At 72.2% G+C, this 19,651-nt stretch carries 23 protein-coding genes; 12 read left to right on the top strand and 11 right to left on the bottom strand.

Annotation, left to right across the window (positions count from 1 at the left end; genetic code table 11):
* The first annotated feature begins 588 nt into the window (after positions 1-588).
* On the top strand, positions 589-1,794 hold the full coding sequence (locus ACFQRF_RS02620; RefSeq protein ID WP_379868460.1) for an amidase: 1,206 nt from the start codon (positions 589-591) through the stop codon (positions 1,792-1,794).
* Between the two features lie 28 nt (positions 1,795-1,822).
* Here ACFQRF_RS02620 and ACFQRF_RS02615 read toward each other — a convergent pair whose 3' ends face one another.
* Positions 1,823-2,650 carry a peptidoglycan recognition protein family protein gene (locus ACFQRF_RS02615; protein ID WP_379868458.1) on the bottom strand — a complete coding sequence of 276 codons (828 nt, stop codon included), beginning with the start codon at positions 2,648-2,650 and terminating at the stop codon, positions 1,823-1,825.
* A gap of 352 nt (positions 2,651-3,002) precedes the next feature.
* Positions 3,003-4,124, bottom strand: a complete 1,122-nt coding sequence (locus ACFQRF_RS02610; protein WP_379868456.1) for a DUF418 domain-containing protein — start codon at positions 4,122-4,124, stop codon at positions 3,003-3,005.
* Between the two features lie 161 nt (positions 4,125-4,285).
* Between ACFQRF_RS02610 and ACFQRF_RS02605 the strand changes: the two genes are divergently transcribed.
* Positions 4,286-5,518 (top strand): sensor histidine kinase, encoded by a 1,233-nt coding sequence (locus ACFQRF_RS02605; RefSeq protein ID WP_379868454.1) that lies wholly within the window; start codon positions 4,286-4,288, stop codon positions 5,516-5,518.
* A 12-nt stretch (positions 5,519-5,530) separates the two neighbouring features.
* Here the strand turns inward: ACFQRF_RS02605 and ACFQRF_RS02600 are convergent, their stop codons facing one another.
* Positions 5,531-5,662 (bottom strand): hypothetical protein, encoded by a 132-nt coding sequence (locus tag ACFQRF_RS02600; protein WP_379868452.1) that lies wholly within the window; start codon positions 5,660-5,662, stop codon positions 5,531-5,533.
* Positions 5,663-5,796: 134 nt separating this feature from the next.
* On the opposite strand from ACFQRF_RS02600, the gene ACFQRF_RS02595 reads away from it, so the two are divergent.
* Entirely contained in the window at positions 5,797-6,453 is a 657-nt protein-coding gene (locus tag ACFQRF_RS02595; protein ID WP_379869015.1) for a response regulator, read from the top strand.
* 791 nt (positions 6,454-7,244) lie between these two features.
* Complete coding sequence (locus ACFQRF_RS02590) at positions 7,245-7,610, top strand: DUF742 domain-containing protein (RefSeq protein WP_379868450.1); 366 nt, start codon at positions 7,245-7,247, stop codon at positions 7,608-7,610.
* Positions 7,611-7,775: 165 nt separating this feature from the next.
* Here the strand turns inward: ACFQRF_RS02590 and ACFQRF_RS02585 are convergent, their stop codons facing one another.
* Entirely contained in the window at positions 7,776-8,336 is a 561-nt protein-coding gene (locus ACFQRF_RS02585) for a carboxymuconolactone decarboxylase family protein (protein WP_379868448.1), read from the bottom strand.
* Between the two features lie 344 nt (positions 8,337-8,680).
* Positions 8,681-9,076 carry a RidA family protein gene (locus ACFQRF_RS02580; RefSeq protein ID WP_379869013.1) on the bottom strand — a complete coding sequence of 132 codons (396 nt, stop codon included), beginning with the start codon at positions 9,074-9,076 and terminating at the stop codon, positions 8,681-8,683.
* A 136-nt stretch (positions 9,077-9,212) separates the two neighbouring features.
* Between ACFQRF_RS02580 and ACFQRF_RS02575 the strand changes: the two genes are divergently transcribed.
* On the top strand, positions 9,213-10,295 hold the full coding sequence (locus tag ACFQRF_RS02575; protein ID WP_379868446.1) for a helix-turn-helix transcriptional regulator: 1,083 nt from the start codon (positions 9,213-9,215) through the stop codon (positions 10,293-10,295).
* Here the strand turns inward: ACFQRF_RS02575 and ACFQRF_RS02570 are convergent.
* Positions 10,190-10,648 (bottom strand): TIGR03668 family PPOX class F420-dependent oxidoreductase, encoded by a 459-nt coding sequence (locus tag ACFQRF_RS02570; RefSeq protein ID WP_379868444.1) that lies wholly within the window; start codon positions 10,646-10,648, stop codon positions 10,190-10,192. The two genes, ACFQRF_RS02575 and ACFQRF_RS02570, sit on opposite strands and share 106 nt — an antisense overlap.
* A 67-nt stretch (positions 10,649-10,715) precedes the next feature.
* On the opposite strand from ACFQRF_RS02570, the gene ACFQRF_RS02565 reads away from it, so the two are divergent.
* Positions 10,716-11,441, top strand: a complete 726-nt coding sequence (locus tag ACFQRF_RS02565) for a GntR family transcriptional regulator (protein WP_379868442.1) — start codon at positions 10,716-10,718, stop codon at positions 11,439-11,441.
* 30 nt (positions 11,442-11,471) lie between these two features.
* Positions 11,472-12,488, top strand: a complete 1,017-nt coding sequence (locus tag ACFQRF_RS02560; protein ID WP_379868440.1) for a 1-aminocyclopropane-1-carboxylate deaminase — start codon at positions 11,472-11,474, stop codon at positions 12,486-12,488.
* Positions 12,489-12,532: 44 nt separating this feature from the next.
* Here ACFQRF_RS02560 and ACFQRF_RS02555 read toward each other — a convergent pair whose 3' ends face one another.
* From ACFQRF_RS02555 to ACFQRF_RS02535, 5 genes are all read right to left on the bottom strand, one after another.
* Positions 12,533-13,699: an anhydro-N-acetylmuramic acid kinase gene (locus tag ACFQRF_RS02555; protein ID WP_379868439.1), complete on the bottom strand. Its 1,167-nt coding sequence runs from the start codon at positions 13,697-13,699 to the stop codon at positions 12,533-12,535.
* Positions 13,696-13,956, bottom strand: coding sequence for a DUF397 domain-containing protein (locus ACFQRF_RS02550; protein WP_379868437.1), 261 nt, complete (start codon positions 13,954-13,956; stop codon positions 13,696-13,698). Before ACFQRF_RS02550 ends, ACFQRF_RS02555 begins: the two co-directional genes overlap by 4 nt.
* Positions 13,953-14,186 (bottom strand): DUF397 domain-containing protein, encoded by a 234-nt coding sequence (locus tag ACFQRF_RS02545; protein WP_379868436.1) that lies wholly within the window; start codon positions 14,184-14,186, stop codon positions 13,953-13,955. Before ACFQRF_RS02545 ends, ACFQRF_RS02550 begins: the two co-directional genes overlap by 4 nt.
* Before the next feature lie 63 nt (positions 14,187-14,249).
* Positions 14,250-14,435, bottom strand: coding sequence for a DUF397 domain-containing protein (locus tag ACFQRF_RS02540; RefSeq protein ID WP_379868434.1), 186 nt, complete (start codon positions 14,433-14,435; stop codon positions 14,250-14,252).
* Positions 14,432-15,304 (bottom strand): helix-turn-helix domain-containing protein, encoded by an 873-nt coding sequence (locus ACFQRF_RS02535; RefSeq protein ID WP_379868432.1) that lies wholly within the window; start codon positions 15,302-15,304, stop codon positions 14,432-14,434. Before ACFQRF_RS02535 ends, ACFQRF_RS02540 begins: the two co-directional genes overlap by 4 nt.
* A gap of 174 nt (positions 15,305-15,478) precedes the next feature.
* Between ACFQRF_RS02535 and ACFQRF_RS02530 the strand changes: the two genes are divergently transcribed.
* The 5 genes from ACFQRF_RS02530 (at position 15,479) to ACFQRF_RS02510 (ending at position 19,487) form a co-directional block, all read left to right on the top strand.
* Positions 15,479-15,949, top strand: a complete 471-nt coding sequence (locus ACFQRF_RS02530; RefSeq protein ID WP_379868430.1) for an ATP-binding protein — start codon at positions 15,479-15,481, stop codon at positions 15,947-15,949.
* 104 nt (positions 15,950-16,053) lie between these two features.
* Positions 16,054-16,392, top strand: a complete 339-nt coding sequence (locus ACFQRF_RS02525) for a hypothetical protein (RefSeq protein ID WP_379868429.1) — start codon at positions 16,054-16,056, stop codon at positions 16,390-16,392.
* Positions 16,393-16,598: 206 nt separating this feature from the next.
* Positions 16,599-17,162: an ester cyclase gene (locus ACFQRF_RS02520; protein WP_379868427.1), complete on the top strand. Its 564-nt coding sequence runs from the start codon at positions 16,599-16,601 to the stop codon at positions 17,160-17,162.
* Positions 17,163-17,393: 231 nt separating this feature from the next.
* Positions 17,394-17,702, top strand: a complete 309-nt coding sequence (locus tag ACFQRF_RS02515; RefSeq protein WP_379868425.1) for a hypothetical protein — start codon at positions 17,394-17,396, stop codon at positions 17,700-17,702.
* 159 nt (positions 17,703-17,861) lie between these two features.
* Positions 17,862-19,487, top strand: a complete 1,626-nt coding sequence (locus ACFQRF_RS02510) for a peptide chain release factor 3 (RefSeq protein WP_379868424.1) — start codon at positions 17,862-17,864, stop codon at positions 19,485-19,487.
* Positions 19,488-19,651 lie beyond the last annotated feature (164 nt).

Raw genomic sequence — 19,651 nt, 5'->3', positions numbered from 1 at the left:
GTCCGGGCGGGGGCGCGGGACGGGGTCTGCCCCGGGGTACCGCGGCGTGTGAATTGCGGAGCGGAGTGGCTACGGTACGCAAGGATGCCGTTACGGCATACCTTTGTTTCCGTCGCGATCGACGGAATCCGCGCTGGATTCGACTGAGGCCGTGCTGGAACATGATCGAGTTCACCACCCATTCCGTCCATACGATCTAGCAGCGCTTTCAAAATACTGAGCGATCCACTCGCATTTTCGGAATCCAGGGCAGTCCACTCCCCTTCTCCGGAATGCGACGGACAGAGTCAACCACATCGACATTCCGGATACCAGACGCCAATGTGGGGTTGCGTGGGACCTCACATGCTGTTGATTGATTTATCTGGTAACGCTCCCACGCGTGACCCGCAGTGATGGACGCCCCCCGCACACGGGCGCGCGACACCTTGTGAGCCACATCTCAGCGGCATGCGGTCGAACGTCGTCTTGCCCACATCATCCGGCCGTGGCCGGGCCCGCGGCCGGAACGCGCGCCCGGCTGTCAGGCTGGGTCCACACGGGGACCGGCCGGTGCGCCCCGGGCATGAGAGGAGCGAGTCGACCACGGTGGAACCGCCACCCGGATCCGGCCCGCGCGCGCCCGGCGCGGAGCCGGACGGCGACTGGAGCGTGCGCGGCATCGCGCACCGCGTGCGGCACGGCGGTCTCTCGGCGGCGGAGGCGGTCCGCACCGCGCTGGCGGCGGTCGAGGTCCACGACCCGGCTCTGCGCGCGTTCCGTGAGGTGTGGCCGGAGCGCGCCTTGCGGCTCGCGGCGCGGGTGGACGAGGCCGTGGCACGCGGCGCCGCGCCGCCGCTGGCCGGTGTCCCGCTCGCCGTGAAGGCGTGGGGCGGCACTCGGTCGGAGGCGGCTCGCCGTCTCGTCGCCGCCGGTTGCGTGCCGATCGGGTCCACATCGGTGCCGGACGGCAGCACCCCGTGGCAGACCTGGGGCGGCACCGATCGGGGGCCGACCGTCAATCCGTGGCGCGCGGACCGTGTTCCGGGGGGCTCGTCGGCGGGCTCGGCCGTCGCGGTGGCGGCCGGGATGGTGCCGCTCGCCACCGGTGGGGACAGCGCCGGGTCGCTGCGGATCCCCGCCGCGTGGTGCGGCGTGCTCGGCATGAAACCGACCAACGCGCTGCTGCCCACCGCCCGGGGCGACGGTCTCGGGGCACTGGGTCCCCTGACGAGGACCGCCGGGGATCTGGCGCTCGTCCTCGACGTGCTGTTCCCCGGCGACGGCCGGTTCGCCCGCGCCCTGCGGGCGCGCCCCCGGCTCAGCGCGGTCTGGTCGGCGACCCTCGGGTTCGCCCGCACCGGCCCCGAGATCGCCGGGGTGGCCTACCGGGCGGCCCGCCGCATGGCCGCCGCCGGCGGGATCGACCTGCGCGACGCCCCCGACGTCGTCCTCGCAGACCCTGCCGACGCGTGGCGGGCGCTACGCGACGGCTCCGACCCGGCGGCCGAAGCGCTGCGCACCGCCAACGACCGCCGACTGGCCCGGGTGTTCGACCAGGTGGACCTGCTCCTCACGCCCACGGTCCCGTATCCGCCGCACGGCCACGCCGGCCCGGGCGGCCGGATGAACGTCGCGCTGACCTGGGCCTTCAACGTGAGCGGTCATCCCGCGCTCAGCGTCCCGGCCGGCTTCACCGGCGACGAGCTCCCCGTGGGGCTGCAACTGGTGGCGGCGCCGTACCTCGACCACTTGCTGCCGGCGGCGGCCTCGGTACTGCCGCCTCCGGACCCCCGGCCGTCGCGCCGGACATGACCGTCCGGGGCGACGGCCGGGCGGCGGGTCAGCCGGCGGCGTCGCCGGGGCCGAGGGCCGGGCCGTGGTAGAACGGCGCAGTCCGCTCGGTCTCCGGTACGTCGGGGAAGGCCGGCCAGTGGTCCTGCGGGATCTCGTCGTAGCCGAGCATCTCCAGCCGGGCCTCCAGGGCGGCCAGCCGGTCGGCGACCGCGGCGCGGAGCTGCGGCAGCATCGCGTACAGCCGGTCACCGGGGCAGGCCGTGGCGTTGTAGTCACGGTGGCCGACGATGGCGCTGGAGGGGTTGAGCCCGTACTGCGCGCACAGCCAGGCGCAGGTGGCGGCCAGCGAGTTGAACAGCGCGGTCGGCGGGTTCACCGACGTGTACGTGCCCTCGTTCTCGATGCCGACGGTGTGGTCGTTGTGCCCGGAGACGTGCGTTCCCAGATTGAAGGTCCGGTTGCGCATGGCCGGCAGCGACTGGCTGCGCCCCTCGACGATGTGCCCGCCGCGGCTGATGGTGAGCTGCTGGCCGATGTCCTTCCAGCCGTTGGTGTCCATGTGGTGGTTCTGGATGGACCGGGACAGCGCGAAGGCATGGCTCTGGGTGTAGTTCGTGGCGTTCGCGGTCGCGGTGTGGTGCACCACGATGTGGTCCGGCCGGCGGCTGAACACGTCGACGGCGCTCCTGGGCGCCCGGGCGTTCCATGCGCTGCGGACGTGAATGGTCGGTTGCGCCGCGGCCAGGACGCCGCGGGCGGTGCTCAGGTCGACGGCACCGGCGAGCACCGTCCCGCCGGCGACCAGCAGCGCGCCGCGGACGGCGCTGCGCCGGCTCGGCCCGGCGACCTCGCCGTCGCGTCCATATCTGGACATTTCCCACATCCTTCGCATTGGGGGATTCGGGCCACAGGAAAGCACGGCCCCCGAATGTAGGAAAAGGAGCACACGACGTCGACCGAGTGTCCACATCCGGACACGAGAACAGCGAATTGGCCTCTTTTATTTTCCATTAAATGCGGCTATGTAGATTTTCGGAAAAACGTCACAACGGAAACAGCGCACTCTCCCGCCCACTCCCCTGCCACCTGCCCTGTTCCCTCCCGGCACCGAATCGGGGCGTCGTCCACTCCGCGGCAGGGGGCCGGAATAGGGGTGGCCCATTCCGGTCCCCCGGCCTACGCTGATGTGGTTGCGCTCGGTGATCATTTCCGGCGCGATCCGGCCGTCACCGTCCGGACGCCACTCGCAACGGCAACGGCCGCAGGTAGCCGATCACCCGCCACAGCCACTCGGCCGGCCCCCACCGGAACGCCCGGAGCCAGTACGCGCAGCCGATCCCCATGACGACGAGGTAACCGAGCCCGGCCGCGAACAGCACCCCCGGCGTGGTCTGGGCGCCGAGCACCGTCTCCACCAGCAGGAACACCACCGTGCTGCCCAGGTACACCGTGAGCGACATCCGGCCGAGCGGGGCAAGGAGGCCGAGCGCACGGCTTACGGGTCCGTCGCCGTCCGCCAGCCGCCACACCAGGCCGAAGTACAGCAGCGCGCCGCCCATCATCAGGAGCGTGCCGCCGGTGAAGATGACCGCCGACTCGGCCACGGTCGGCGGCAGCGGCACTCCGTCGGCGCCGAACCGCCGCGGCCCCAGCACGACCTGCCCGGCCAGCGCGGTGACCAGCCCGGCCACCGCGATCGCGAGCCCGCCGAGAAGCACCCGCACGGCGGCACGGCGCGCCCGCGGTCCCGCGTGCAGTTCGGGGTCGCCCAGCAGCCGGCCCAGCCACACGCCCGCCGCGAACGCCGTGAGCGTCTGCGGCGCGAGCGCCAGCTCGAAGGGCGCATCCGGGATCACGACACCGGCGGCGATCCCCAGCGGCAGGCACCCGGCCGCCAGCGCCAGCGGGCGCCAGGCCCGGCCGGCCAGCAGCCACGGCAGCAGGGCGATCAACGGCAGCGCCACCAGCGCGTAGTGCGTCAGGATGTCGCCGTGAAAGACCGCGCGGTGCGCCAGGCCGAACACCACGAACAGGGCGACGTAGCGGCGCAGCAACAGCGGCCCCGGACGGCCGCCCCTGCGCACGGTCGAACGCCAGGTCAGCACCACGCCGATTCCGAGCAGGATCATCAGCAGCGTGCGCGCCCGGTTGGAGAAGAGGAGGGTGGCCGCCGAGTCGACGAGGTCCGTGACCAGCCCCGGCTCTGGCACCTGGTGCACGAAGTAGCTGGTGTTCATGAGCACCACGCCGATCATGGCCCACCCGCGTGCGACGTCGAGGAACCGTAACCGGGCGGTGGACGGCGCGGCGGAGCCGGTGGCGGAGGGGGCGGGGACGGTCACGGACATCAGTGCTCCCGGTCGGTCGGATGGGGCGGCGGGGTCGGCCGCCGGCCCAGCTTCGCCGCACCACGGTGGGCGGCGCCTCGGCCGACCGGTACGGCGTTCGCCGCGGCGCCTCGGCCGATCGGCCGAGGCGCCGGCCCGCCGTCCGGCCGTAGAGTGCGGGCATGAACGCCGACGTCACGGCCCGGATCCGCGCCGCGATCCGGGGCGACTTCACCATGCGCGGGCCCTGGCTGCCGGCCGGTGTGGCCGTCGTGCTGGCGGCGTTCTGGCTGGTGGAGTGCTACTCCGTCCTGTCGGCGCCGCGGCACGCCCCCGACTGGATCGGCCCGCCGCCCTCGGCCTACGACCACCTCCCACTGGTCTCCGGTCTGGTCGTGTCCGTGCTCGCTGTGCTGGCGGCCCGGCAGGGCACCGGCCCGAGCCGCACCTGGGTGATCGGGCTGCTCACCATCGCCGTACTGCTCGGCACCTCGCTGGCGCTGCTGCCCCGCCCGAAGGGCGCGTTCGGGTTCTCCCTCACGGTCCCGGAGGCAGCGGCGCTGCTCGTCGTCATGTCGCTGATCGCCTACCGCTGCCGGCCGTGGGTCGCCGTGGCGTTCGCGCCGGCCTGCGCCGTCGTCATCTGGTCGGACACCCTGCGAGGCGGGGTGGCGGACGCGACGGTCAGCAACGTGCTGCTGCTGACGGCCCTGCTGTTCGCGCCCGGCCTCTACCACCGGTGGTCCCAGGAGCGCCGCCGCTGGCGGCTGGAGCAGGCCCGCCGCGAGGAACGGCTGACCCTGGCCCGCGACCTGCACGACCTCGTCGCGCACCAGGTGACGGGGATGGTCGTGCAGGCGCAGGCGCTGCGGCACGGTGCCGCCCGCAACCCCGAACTGGTGGCCGAGGCGCTGCCGGAGATCGAGGAGGCCGGCCTGCGGTCGCTGACGGCGATGCGGCGGATCGTCGCCTCCCTCCGTGCGGCCTCGCCGCCGCCCCTTGACGCGCGGGACATCGCGGCGGCGCTGCGGTCGCTCTCCCGCCCGGCGGCACCGGGTCGCCCCGAGGTGGTGGTCCGGGTGACCGGCGAGCCCGACCGGCTGCCCGACGTGGTGGCGACCGCCGCGCTGCGCGTCGCCCGGGAGGCGGTGACCAATGTCGACCGCCACGCGCGTCACGCCACCCGGGCGCTGGTCGACCTCGACGTCCGGTCCGACCATGTCCGGCTGACGGTCCATGACGACGGCCGCGGCGGCGGCTCGCTGTTCACCGCGGGCGGCGGCTACGGGATCGCGGGGATGGCGGAGCGGGCCGAACTGCTGGGCGGCATGTTCACCGCCGGCCCGGCGCCGGGCGGGACCGGCTGGCGGGTGGAACTGGAGATACCGCTCGCCGGGCCCGAGGAGGGACGGTAGCGGCGGCGCGGTTCACGTCCGGCCGGGGCCGGAGCGGGCCGACGCGCGGCCGGCCGGACCCCGGCCGTGGACCAGCGGCAGGAAGACCTCGTCCACGATCTCGATGAGCAGGACGTCCGGCACGGCCGGGACGCCGCGCGTCACGTACTCGTTGCGCAGGAGCGCCGCCGGTGTGGCCGCGACCCGGGGGTGCAGCGCCTCGGGCGCGGCCTCACCACGGCCCGGGGCGCGCCCTCCCGCCCGACAGGGTGACCGGCACCCTGTGGAGAATGAACACCATGGCCATCCGGGTACTCCTCGCCGACGACCAGCAGATGGTGCGCACCGGATTCCGGTACATGCTCAACGCCGAGCCCGACATCGAGGTCGTGGCCGAGGCCGGCGACGGGGTGACCGCCCTTCGGCTGGCCCGGGAGGTGCGCCCGGACGTGAGTCTGCTGGACATCCGGATGCCCGGTCTGGACGGGCTGGAGGTCACCCGGCGGCTCGCCGGGCCCGATGTCGTGGAGCCCGCGCGGGTGGTGGTCGTCACCACGTTCGACCTGGACGAGTACGTCCACGCGGCGCTGTCCGGCGGCGCGGTCGGCTTCCTGCTCAAGGACGCCGGTCCCGAGCAGCTCGTCGAGGCGGTCCGGGCGGCCGCCCGGGGTGACGCGCTGGTGTCCCCACGCGTCACGGTGCGGCTGCTCCGCCACTTCACCGCGGCCGCCGCCCGCCGCCGCAGCCCTGACCTGCGGGGACTGACGGGGCGAGAACTGGACGTGGTCCGGGCGGCGGCGCTCGGGCTGACCAATCCGGAGATCGCCCGTCGGCTGTTCGTGTCGCTCAGCACCGTCAAGACCCACCTGGCGAGCGCCCAGCAGAAACTGGGCGTGCGCAACCGGGTCGAGATCGCGGCGTGGGCGTACCGAGCCGGGGTCATGGAGGAGGAGTGACCGGACCCGCCCGAGGGATCCGTGGGACGGCCCGTGCGGGCGCATGGCCGGATCCGGCCGCCGGTCGCGCGGGAAAGGGGCACTGCGTGACGGTGTCCCCCTATGACCTCTCCCACATTGATGACGCACCGTAACGGGAGCCCGTCCACGGACGGTCGGCGCACGACCTGCGGGGTCATCCGAATAGGCGGAGAAAAACCACATTGATCGCGAAAGTCGACAAATCACATTTTCCGTGTGGAAGGACCACGAACGTCGATGTTCACTTCGGACGCGCGCCCCGGTCGACACGGAATCGCCCGGTCCCGCTGGTAACCTCGGTCCCCTGCGTTGGCGGGCCTCCTGCGCTAGGCTGCGTTCACGTCGTTGCCAACTCGTGGCTCTTTTCGCCGAGCCACCGGCACCGGGAAGCCAGATATGGTCTGCGAGATCACGTCCATTACCGTGAGTGATCGGTCGGTGGCCCGGCCACCGTCCGGGACGAGCGGCCACGACCGTGGCCCCGTCTCCGTCCTCTCGCGTGACCGACGCGGTCCCCGCCTCACCGCTCGGACATGGCACGCACCCCGGATTCCCGCGCGCTTCGCGCGTCGTGGGCATGTCGGGTACGTCCTCGCTGCCGCCCCAATGAGGAGTCGTGTTGTGACAAGCACAGCGTCACCGGAGCGTTCCCCCGCCGTCCCGCCATCGCCGCCGCCGACCGCGCCCGGCCGGTCCCCGTCGCTCGTTGTGAGCCGGTCGTGAGGCCGAGCGGTTCGGTAGGCCGTTATCCGACTCCGGAAGAGGTCGTCGTGGCAACAACTACGCGCAGGCGCCGAGGCGGGCGGATCCGCCCCTACACCTTCACCGGCGGACGCACGCGCTCGCGTCATCCGCTCATGGTGCAGACCCTCGTTTCGGCCACCGACCCCACCGCCGAGCCGCCGAGCAACCTCCTGCCGGAGTCGCGGAACATCCTGTCGCTGTGCCGCGAGGTGCGCTCGGTCGCCGAGGTCTCGGCGGAGCTGCGCATCCCGCTCGGCGTGACCCAGGTCCTGCTGAGCGACCTCGCCGACCGGGATCTCGTCTACATCCACCCGACCGTCACCGGGTACAGTCCGTCCAGCGACCAGGTGCTGCGCCGCGCGCTGCGCGGGCTCGAGCGGCTGTTCGAGTAGCCCGGCCCCGAGACACGCGGCCGTCCCGGCTCCGGAGCCGGGACGGCCGTTCGGCCGCGCGGCGACCGCCCGGGGTCCCACTCGACGTGCACGCCGGCCTGGGCGAGGGCCGACGGCTTTCCGGTCGTCAGGATGGCCCGCCGCGGCGCCTCCTCCCGGGCGCGGTCAGCGGTCCACGCCGAACACCCGCAGGTGCAGGGCCAGGGTCGCGTAGTAGCCCACCAGCGTGGTCAGCTCGAACAGCCCGGCCCGGCCGAGCACCCGCTCCGCCGCGGCGTACTCCTCGTCGGTGAGGTCGGCGCGCGCGGTGAGCAGCCGGGCGGTGCGGACCACCGTCGCCTCCACCGGATCGTCCAGGCGGGGATCGCCGCCGGTACGGACGGCCGCGAGTTCGGCCTCGGTGAGGCCGACGTGCGCGCCCACCGCCTCGTGCGCGTGGCGTTCGAACGCGCTGTCCCAGTGCGCCGCCACCACGAGGATGGCGAGTTCGCGGGCCCGGCCGGACAGGCCGCCCTCGTACCGGATCGCCGTGCCGAGCCGCTGGAGGGCGTCGCCGAGCGCCGGGGCCAGCAGCATCGCGTTGAACGGCCCCTCCAGGCCGCCGTCGTCGTCGGTGAGCCGGAACAGTTGCGGGCCGTCCGCGCGCGGGCCGCCGGTGATGTCGGCGTAGAGGGCGCGCTGCCGCTCGTCGAGCTCGTCGGGGCGGAGCCTGGGGATCCTGCTCACGTTCCGGCTCCCGTCTCCTGGTGGTCATGGGTCATTCCCGACGATCTACCGGCTCGGCGAGCCGCCCGTCAACGCACCCCCGCGCCCGAGGCCGCCTCCGCTTCACTGTGCAGCGGTCTGCGCAGGCCCTCCCCTCCGGCCGAGCCCGCCCCGCCGGTCCGCTGCCACGTGCCGGACGTTCAGCGGAGCCGGCGGAAGGGGCCGACCGGCTCGTCGACCCGGTCTCGGTCGCACGGAACCCGAAGCCGTGAACGCGGACCGGCACCGTTCCGGGCACCGGAAAGCACCGGCTGCCGGCCGCCCGTGCCGGTTCGACCGGCACGGGCGACAGCGGCGAGGTCGGATCACGCGACGGCGGTTCCCTCGAGCTCGACCATCTGGCCGCGGATCGCCAGCCGTGTGACCTCGAGCATCGTGGTGGCCGGCGCCACCCCGGCGGCGCCCAACCGCGACGCCAGCACGCCGTAGTGCCGGAAGAGCAGATCGACGTCGGTGGTGTAGACGTTGAGCCGCACGAGGTTCTGGAGGGACATGCCGGCCTCTCCGAGCACGGCCTCCAGGTTGTCGAGGCTCAGCGCAAGTTGGGCCGCCATGTCGCCGTCATGCCGGGGCTCACCGTCGCCGCTCATCGCGGTCTGCCCGGAGCAGTACAGGGTGCGGGTGTGCCCGGAGACGATCTCCCCCTGATTGAATCCCATCTCCACGGACCACGTCACCGGGTTGACCGCGGTTCGTTGCAGTGCCACATCGGCTCCATTCGATTCGCTGGGCGGCCCCGGGTCCATCGGCTCGGTAACCGCCCGTCCTTGATGCTGCGTTGCGAGCCTGCCAACGAATCACGACGTCTTTTGTCGTGTATCTCGATAGTGTTCTCGGATGCGCGCCGATCGGTTGGTCTCGCTGGTGCTGCTGCTGCGCCAGCGCGGTCGGCTGTCCGCGGCCACGCTGGCCCGCGAACTGGAGGTGTCCACCCGCACCGTGCTGCGGGACATCGAGGCGCTGTCCGCGGCCGGCGTGCCGGTCTACTCCGAACGCGGTCGGCACGGCGGTTTCGCGTTGCTGCCCGGTTTCCAGACAGAACTCACCGGGCTGAACCACGACGAGGCGCTCGCCCTGCTGGTCGCGGGATCGCGGCGCGGCGCGCAGGTGTTCGGCCTCGGCTCGGCGCTCGCTTCGGCCATGCTCAAGGTGGTCGACGCGCTGCCCGACGGCTATCGGGACACCGCGGTCGGCGCGGCGCAGCGGTTGCTCATCGACCCGGAGACCGACCTCCTCTCGCGGCGCGTGGCCGACGAGGAGGTGCCCGAGACCGTAGTGGCCGAGATCCGGCGCGCGGTGCTCGCCGGGCACAAGCTGCGCATCCACTACGCGGCCGTGGGCCAGACCGCGAAGTGGCGCACCGTGGACCCGATCGGCCTGGTCACCGTACGCGGCCAGGGCTATTTGCTGGCCACGAGGTCCGGCGCGGACCGCACCTACCGGCTGGCCCGGGTGCTGGCCGCCGAGGAACTCGACGAACCCGCACAGCGACCCGACCGGGTCGATCTGGACCGAGCCTGGCAGGAACGCGGTACGCGGTTCCGGACCGGCGGCGACCAGGTCACCGTGCTGGTACGGGTGGACCCGGCGCGGCGAGAAGAGCTGGTGGGCACGGTGCTGGCCGTCCACGCCGAAGAGACCGACGCGGACGGCCGGCTACGGCTGGAGGTGACCTTCCAGGACCCGAGGCACGCCGAATGGGCGCTATGGCAGCTCGCCACGAACGCGGAAGCCCTCGCCCCGCAGTGGTTGCGCATCTCCCTGCGCGACCGTGCCGCCGCGATCGCCGCCTGCTACGGGGGGCCGTCCTGTGCTCAGTCCCCCTCTTGCACGTCCGCACCCGGTGGGCGGGCGGACCAGCCGGACCAGCGGGTCACGCGCACGACGATCACCGGACCGTCAGGTGGGTCGTCGACGTAGGGCCGGTAGCGGCGGGCGAGCAACCGCAGTGCGGCGGCCCGGAGCGGCCCGGAGCGGACGACCTCGGCTTCGCCGTCCGCGCGGCTCCACCACAGGCGGTCCCAGTCCTCGTGGTAACCGTCGGCGAGAAGGCACACTCGCGGGTTCTCCGCGATGTTGGCCAGCCGCTTCAGCGCGCGCGTGGTCTTCGGTTTACGGTCGACGGCGGTGACGATGGTGTCGGCGTCCCCGTCGAGACCGGTGGCGAAGACCAGCGGCACCAGGTGCGGCCGGCCGGCGGCGTCGGCGGTCGCCAGGCGGGCGACCCGGCTCGCGGCGAACCGGGCGCGGGCCTGGTCGGTGCTCAGGCGCATGGCCCCAGTCTCGCAGTTCGGGGCGCGCGCTTGCCGATGCCGGAATCTGACATCTAACATTTCAGTCGTGCCCGACGCCTCCGATACCGCCCGCCCCCTGCGCCCCATCGGCCGCCGGTTGCTCCGCGACGAGGTCTACGTCCACCTGCGGACCGCCATCGTGTCCGGTGACCTCGCCCCCGGACAGGTGCTCCGCGACGCCGACCTCGCCGAGCGCATGGGCCTGTCGCGGGCACCGGTCCGCCACGCGCTCGCCCGGCTCACCGCCGAAGGGCTCGTGGTGTCCAAGCCGCAGAGCTACACGCGGGTGGCGCCGCTGGACCTGGGGGACGTGCGCGACGCGCTGGAGGTGGTCCGCGCGCTGCACGAGACGGCCGTACGCGCGGCGGTGCCACGGATGTCCGCCGACCACCTCGACCGCATGCGGGCGGCCAACGAGCGCTTCGCCGCCGCGGTCCGCGCCGGAGCGGTCGGCGACGCGATCGACGCCGACGACGCCTTCCACGACGTGCCCGTCGAGGTGTGCGCGAACACCGCGCTCGCCGAGACCATCGACCGCTACACGCCCCGGCTGCGCCGACTGGAACGGCAGCGCTTCGCAACGCTGCCGGGCCGGAGGTCCGTCCGGCGGCACGGCGAACTCATCGCCGCCTGCGCCGCCGGCGACGTCGACCGCGCCGCCGAGGTCACCCGCCGCATCTGGGCGGAACTGGCCGACCTGATCGACGCCGACACCCACGCTCACGCCGACACCGCTTCCGCCGCTCCGGGCGCCCGGCAGCCGCCGTCCTGACCCGGTCCCCGTAACGAAAGGTGCCCGCCGATGTCCCTCGGCTCCTTCACCCGCTTCCCGCTGCTGTTCGGCCCGTCCCCGGTGCACCGCCTGGACCGGCTCGGCGCGCACCTCGGCCACCCCGCGATCTGGGCCAAGCGGGAGGACGTCAACTCCGGTCTGGCGTTCGGCGGCAACAAGACCCGCAAGCTGGAGTACCTCGTGGCCGATGCCCTCGCCCAGGGCGCCGACACCCTCGTCTCCATCGGCGGAGTGCAGTCCAACCACACCCGCCAGGTGGCCGCTGCCGCCGCCCGCGCCGGCCTGCGCGCGGTGCTGGTGCAGGAGAGCTGGGTCGACTGGCCGGACAGCGTCTACGACCGGGTGGGCAACATCCAGCTGTCCCGCATCCTCGGCGCGGACGTCCGCCTGGTGCGGGCCGGATTCGGCATCGGCGTCAAGGAGAGCTGGGAGCGCGCCCTGGACGAGGTCGCCGCCGCGGGCGGCACCCCGTACGCCATCCCGGCCGGCGCCTCGGATCACCGGCTCGGTGGCCTCGGCTTCGCCGCCTGGGTGGAGGAACTGGAGCGGCAGGAAGCCGAGCTCGGCGTCTTCTTCGACACGATCGTGGTCTGCTCGGTCACCGGCAGCACCCAGGCCGGGATGATCGCGGGCGCCGCGCTGGGCGAGCGCGACCGCCGGATCATCGGCATCGACGCCTCGGCCAAGCCGACCGAGACCCGCGACCAGGTGGCCCGCATCGCCCGGCACACCGCCGACCTGGTGGGCGTCGGCCGGGAGATCACCGACGCCGAGATCATCCTGGACGAGCGCTACCACGCCGGTGTCTACGGCATCCCCGACACCACCACCGTCGACGCCATCCACACCGCCGCCCGCCTGGAGGGGATGATCACCGACCCGGTGTACGAGGGCAAGTCCATGGCGGGGCTGATCGATCTGGTCCGCCGCGGCGAGATCGGGCCGGACTCCACGGTCCTGTACGTGCACCTGGGCGGGCAGCCCGCGATCAACGGGTACAGCACCGTGGTGGGCGCGGAGCGTTAGCCGGGGCCCATCCGTCCGTTGCGCGCGTGGCCGGGCCGCTCGGTCTAGGCGCCGGGTACGGGCGTGATCCGCAGCCGTGTGGGCGCCGCGGCCGGGGACGCTCCGGGGGCGGGGCTGATCCGGCCGGCCAGCGTGGCGCGGCTCGCTCCCGTGCAGGACGGGACGGTCGCGGGGACGCCGTGCCAGGTGAGGAAGCCCAGCAGCGCGAACAGGTACGCCTCCTTGGCGTCGGGGTCGATGCCGAGGTCGCGCGCGGTGCGCAGCCGGGCCGGGGCCAGCGCGGTACGGAGGGCGTCCACCAGGGCCGGGTTGCGCATCCCGCCGCCCGAGGCGACCACCTCGGTGACGCCGTAGGCGCGGCAGGCGTCGGCGACCGTGCTCGCGGTGAGGGCGACCAATGTGGCGAGCAGGTCGTCGTGGGATACGGCGAGGCCGGTGAGGGCGGACTCCAGATAACCGGCGTGGAACAGTTCCTTGCCGGTGGACTTGGGCGCCGGACGGGCGTAGTAGGGGTCGGCCCGGAGCCGGGCGAGCAGGTCCGGGTGCACCCGGCCGCGCCGCGCCCCGGCGCCGTCGCGGTCCAGGCGGTCCCGGCCGCCGGTGGCGCGGGCCACGGCGGCGTCGAGCAGCGCGTTGGCCGGGCCGACGTCGAAGGCGACCGGGCGGTGTCCGGGCGCGACCACCGTCAGGTTGGCGATCCCACCGAGGTTCAGCGCGGCGGCCGGCGCGTCGCGGCCGGACAGCCACAGCACGTCGAGCGTGCTGGCGAGCGGCGCGCCCTGCCCACCCGCCGCGACGTCGCGGGCCCGCGGATCCGAGACGACCGGCAGGCCGGTCGCCTCGGCGATCCACGCGGGCTGGCCGAGTTGCAGGGTGCCGCGCACCGCGCCGTCCTCGACCCAGTGGTAGACGGTCTGCCCGTGCGAGACGACGAGATCGGCCCGCCCGCCGGGGCACAGCTCGGCCTGCGCCAGCCGCGCCGCGTCCGCGAACGCCTGCCCGATCCGGGTGTCCAGGCGGCAGACGTCGGCCATGGTGGTGGCGGCGGGCGGAAGCGCGGCGAGCACGTCCGCCCGCAGACCGGACGGATAGCCGACCTCGCGGTGCCCGAGCGGGGTCAGGTGCACGGTGTCACCGTCGAGGCGGAGATCGGCGACGGCGATGTCGATGCCGTCCACGGAGGTGCCGGAGGACAGGCCGATGACGATCACCGGGTGGTGATGTTCCGGGTGATGGTGGCGATGAAGGCGGACCACTCTGCGGCGGGGAAGGCGAGGTGGCCGGCGTGGGGGTGCTTGGAGTCACGGATCGCCGAGTGGCCGGTGGGGAGGTCGGCGACCTCCAGGCAGTTCTGACTGCGGTTGCTGTAACTGCTCTTGCGGAACGCGACCTCCACGCAGTTCTGATTGCGGTTGCTGTAGCTGCTCTTGCGGAAGGCCAGGTCGAGGGCCTGCCGACGGGGGATCACAGCCGCTCGCGCTTCACATCCGCGAGGAACGCCGCCATCTCGGCGACCGGGAACACAAGAAACCCGGCATCCGGGTGCTGACTGTCGCGGACCGCAGCACCGCCAGGAAGGTCCGCAACCTCCACGCAGTTCTGCGTCTTGCCCTGGCTGTAGCTGGACTTGCGGAATGCCACCTCCACGCAGTTGTTACGCGACCCGGAGTAGCTGCTCCTGCGGAAGGTCAAGTTCATCGTCTTCCTCCCTTGATCAGTCGGCGGATCACGAGGCAGGTCGCCGACCTTCAGCCTAGGAAATCACAACCGCTCGCGCTTTACATCGGCGATGAAGGCCGCCATCTCAACGGCCGGAAACACGAGGAACCCCGCATCCGGATACCGACTATCCCGGACCGCGACGCCACCTGGCAGGTCAGCGACCTCCACGCAGTCCTGGCTACGGTTGCTGTAACTGCTCTTGCGGAACTCAGGTGACGTGGTCACGACGACTCACTCTCTTCGGACAGGATGCCTTCTATGAACCGGGCGCTCTGCACGGTACTCAGCGAAGTGGCCTGTAGTTCGCTGAAGACCGAGACGCTGGTCGCGACTTCTTCCGCAGATTCCTCGAACAGACCACTGCCAAGATTGTCGGAATAGACGATCGTCGGGTCAACCCGCTCTGGGAACTCCAAGATCGTGAACGACATCCCCAGCGCCGCGTGAGCCCCCACCGCGAACGGCAGCACCTGCACATCGATGTGCGGCAACTGCGCGATGCGCAGCAGGTACTCAAGTTGGCCACGCATCACGTCCGGCCCGCCGACCGGTCGCCGTAGGGCGGCTTCATCGACGACCGCCCACAACCTGGGAGGACTGTCGAAGCGGTTCAGGATGTCCCGCCGCTCCATACGTGCGTCAACCTGTCGTTGGATGTGCTCCGGCGAGGTGTACCGTCCGCCGCGGAAGACCGCTTCGGCGTACTCGGGCGTCTGCAACAGACCGGGGATGGCGGCCACCTGGTACGTCCGAATCAGCGACGCCTCGGCTTCGAAGTCGGGCAGCGGCTCGGGCCCGAACACGTCGCGGTACTTCCACCACCATCCTCGGTGTTTGGCGTCGCGGGCGAGCTGGTGCAGCTCCTCCCGAAGACCGTCCTCCTCCACCTTGAACACCGTTAGCAGGGCATCGAGGTCCGCAGGTTTGACGGTCTTCAGCTCGGAGGTTTCGAGCTTGCCGACCTTGGCGCGGGCCCAGCCGAGCTGCGCGGCCGTCTCGGCGAGCGTGAGACCTGCCTGTTCGCGGAGTCGGCGGAGTTGAGCGCCAAGACGGCGTCGTCGTACGGACGGCGAGTAGGGATGCGGACGCGGCATAGAAGGAGTCTACTGGCGCAGAGGAATCGTAGATTCTCCGATTTTCTATTGCGAAAGTTGATCACCCACGGTAATCATGGATGCGAGCTGAGCAACTCCAACTTCGCGAAGAAGTAGGTGAGCGTCCCACATGTCGTCTTTGCCATGCCTCCGCCTCATCACGGAGGCCCTTCGATGACCTCTCCCGTCAACTGCCTCCGCACCGTCGTCACCGTCCGTCTTTCCGGCCTCCACCTGGAAGACGTCCGGATCGCCCGCGACAGCGTCGGCGCAATCCTCCGAAACGAACCCGCCGACCTCGCCACCACCGCTACGCTGCTGACCAGCGAACTCGCGACGAACGCCCTGATCCACGGCGACACCGCCAACCTGCGCCCCGGGCAGCCGCCCACCCTCGTCGCGCCTCGGCCGTTCTCCGTCGCCGTCGAGGTCTGGATCAGCGAAATCCGCGTCCGGGTCCGTGGCATGGGCTCGCGGACGGCCGTCATCCGTCCTCGCCGCGAGCGAGACTGGGACGAGACCGGCCGTGGGCTCGCCCTTGTCGAAGACCTCTCCCACGACTGGGGCACCGACGGCGACCACTCCTACCGGCAGGTGTGGTTCACACTGCTCCGCCGCCCGGCCGCTGCCGTTCCCGCCGCATGACCGCCGAAAGACGGCCGCGCCGGCCCTGGACCTAGCAGGGCCGGCGCGGCACCCCGAATCTAGCGCACGACCGGACACCGCAATCGAGTTGAAGGAGAACCCGCATGACCGCCCCGACCAGCACCCTGACCCCGCCGGGCGAGGCCCCGAGCGTCCTCCCACACTGGGTGACCGTTGCCGCCGCCCGGCCCCCGAGGTCGGGCACGCCCACGCGCGTGATCACCGCCCACGACATCGCGCGGCTGCGCGCCCTCGCCAACGGCCTCGACTACTGGCCGCGGCGTGCGGCCAAGCGGCCCGCTCCCTCGCTGCGGCGTCGCTGGCAATGGTGGCTGGCGGACCACGGCGACCAGCTCAAGGCGACCGTGCGCACCTCGGCCGTGTTCGTCCTCGCCATGGCCGCCGTGCTGTTCGGCCCGGAGATCGGCCGCCTCCTCGGCTGACGCCCACCGGTGTCGAGCCGACGCGTTCTCCCGCCATGCGATCCGCGAACGGTTCGATGGGTGCGAGCACGCTGCGTGACACGAGGCCGCACGCCGAAGGTTTAATGGGGACGCCTTCGGCGTGCTCCGCCTCCGAGGGGGGCGGACCGCCCGGCCGAGGGCGCCGTACCTTCCCCCATCCCCGTCAGGAAACGAGCGGCCCAGCGATGACCGAGTTCGACATCCCGGACACCGAAACCCTCAAGGCCCGGCAGAAGCTGGTCCTCGACCACTTCCGCGACGAGGTCGCCCAGGACTGGGACGCCACCCTGTCGACGTTCCCGCACCCGCACTACGAGCTGATCGCCACCATGACCGTGCACGACGGCGACGGCGCCGTCCGCGGCTACTACCACGACACCCGCACCGCGTTCCCCGACCAGCACCACGAGCTGATCGCGCTGCGGCACAGCGCGGACGCGGTCATCGTCGAGTTCTGGCTGATGGGCACGCACCTCGGGCCGTTCGGGAAGATCCCGGCGACCGGGTCCCGGTTCCGGGTTCGCATGACGGCCTCCTTCATCTTCGACGCCGACGAGAACCTGGTGTGCGAACGCGTCTACTTCGACACGCTCTCGATGCTCAAGCAGCTCCTCGGCGGAGTGGACAAGAAGAACCCGAAGAACTGGCCGCTGCTCGTCAGGGTCGCCCGCGGCCTGCTGGCCATGTCGGGCGAGCGTCCCGACCCGCGGCTGCTCGACACCACCGAGCCGGACCTCCAGCCCGTCTGACGGACCGGCCACAGGGATGCCGCGGTGTCCTCCCGGCCTGGACTCCGTGATACCGGTGCACGGATCGTCAAGCGAACCGGCGACTCCTGGCCAATGACATCCCTCCGGGCGACACGCACGGTGGAGAAGAGCGACCCGGCCGTCACCGGCCGCGCCCGCCACGGGCGGACCTGCCCAGGCTTGAGGCGCTGCGGTGCCGGCCGGACGGAATTCGAGCCCGAAGGAGATGCCATGGGTCTGAAGAGAATGCTGGTCACGGCGGCGTCGGCGGCGGTGCTGGGGGTCGCCGCCGTGCCGGGAGTGGCCGCCGCCGCGACCGACGCACCGTCCGCGGCCCCGCCCTGCCAGGTCGGGCTGATCGGCAACGGCGGCGGCTTCTCGGTCTGTGGAGGGGGCGGCACCCACCGGGTCAAGCTCACCTGCGGCAACTTCACCACGGTTTACGGCCCGTGGCGGGCGGCCGACGGCCAGACCCGGTCGAGCGCCTACTGCCCGGTCCCGACGGTGGTGCAGCTCGTCGACGTCCAGTACCGCGGATAGGGCACGGGGTGTCCGGCGGCGGGCCGGGGACGAACGGCCACCGCCGGACACGCCCTAGCATGGGCGGAGGCCGCCGTGGGTCTGCGCCGGAGTGAGCGGCATGGCACTGGCGGGGGAAGAGCAGAACGGGCCAGTGCCTGAGCGAGGAGAGACATTCCGGTGACTGCGGCAGCGGAGACCCCGACGCGCAAGGGTTCGGAGGCGGCGGCCGAGGCCGCGCGGCGCCGGACGTTCGCGGTGATTTCGCACCCCGACGCCGGTAAGTCCACGTTGACCGAGGCGCTGGCGCTGCACGCCGCGGCCATCACCTCGGCCGGCGCCGTGCACGGCAAGGGCGACCGGCGGGGCGTCACCTCGGACTGGATGGAGATGGAGCGCAGCCGCGGCATCTCCATCACCTCCGCGGCATTGCGCATCGACTACTCCGACCGGGTGCTCAACCTGCTCGACACCCCCGGCCACGCCGACTTCTCCGAGGACACCTACCGGGTGCTGGCCGCGGTGGACAGCGCCATCATGCTGCTGGACTCGGCCAAGGGCCTGGAGCCGCAGACCCTGAAGCTGTTCGACGTCTGCCGGTCCCGCAAGATCCCGGTCATCACGTTCGTCAACAAGTGGGACCGCCCGGGCCGGGAGCCGCTGGAGCTGCTGGACGAGATCGAGCAGCGCATCGGCCTGCGCCCCACGCCGCTGAACTGGCCGGTGGGCATCGCGGGCGATTTCCGGGGCCTGATCGACCGCGCCTCCGGCGGATACACCAAGCTGCACCGCACTCCCGGCGGCGCCACCCGCGCCGAAGAGGAGCTGATGGACGCGGAGCGCGCCGCCGAGGTGGAGGGGGCCGCCTGGCGGCAGGCACAGGAGGAGATCGAGCTGCTGGGCGAGATCGGCGCGGACTATGACGAGGAGTCGTTCCTGGCCGGTGAGTCCTCGCCGGTGCTGTTCGGCGCCGCGCTGCCCAATTTCGGGGTCTCGGCGCTGCTGGAGACGCTCGTCCGGCTCGCCCCGGCCCCGTCGGCGCATCTGGACGCGGCCGGCCGGCCGCGTCCGGTCGAGGCGCCGTTCTCGGGTCTGGTCTTCAAGATGCAGGCCAACATGGACAAGCAGCACCGGGACCGGATGGCGTTCGTGCGGGTCTGCTCGGGGCGGTTCGACCGGGGCATGGTGCTCACGCACGCCGCGACCGGGCGGCCGTTCGCGACCAAGTACTCCCAGGCCGTCTTCGGCAGCGAGCGGCACACCATCGACACCGCGTTCCCCGGTGACGTGATCGCGCTGGTCAACGCCAACGCGCTGCGCGTCGGCGACACGCTGTTCGACGGCGAGCCGGTGGAGTTCCCGCCGATCCCGAGCTTCGCGCCGGAGCACTTCGCGGTGGCGCGGGCGGTGGACGCCGGCCGGTACAAGCAGTTCCGGCGCGGGATCGAGCAGCTGGACACCGAGGGCGTGGTCCAGGTGCTCGTCTCCGACCTGCGCGGCGAGCAGGCGCCGGTGCTCGCGGCGGTGGGCCCGCTGCAGTTCGACGTGGTCCGGCACCGGATGGAGCACGAGTTCCGCGCGCCGATCGAGTTGTCCCACCTGGACTACAACCTGGCCCGGCGGACCGAGGCCGAGTCGGCGGACGTGCTGCGCGGCCTGTCCGGCGCCGAGGTGCTCAACCGGCGGCTGGACGGCGAGCTGCTGGTGCTCGTGCACAACAAGTGGCGGCTGCGGGTGATCGAGCGCGACCACCCGAACCTGGTGCTGGAGCCGCTGCTGGCGGGCGGTGTGGCGGAGACCAGCTGAAGCCGGGCGGGGCCGGGCCGTTCGGAGTCCGCAGCCTCCTCCACGGCTCCGCCAGTCCCCGTGTGCGCTGGTCGTCGCGGGAGTCCTCGACGAAGGTGTGCGGCGCGAGGGCGAGTCGTCGCCCGCGCTCGTACCGTTCGTCGCTCCAGGTCTTCAGGTGTTCC

Source organism: Marinactinospora rubrisoli (assembly GCF_042664915.1).
Classification (GTDB): domain Bacteria; phylum Actinomycetota; class Actinomycetes; order Streptosporangiales; family Streptosporangiaceae; genus Marinitenerispora; species Marinitenerispora rubrisoli.
This window is presented reverse-complemented; position numbering and strand designations above follow the sequence as displayed.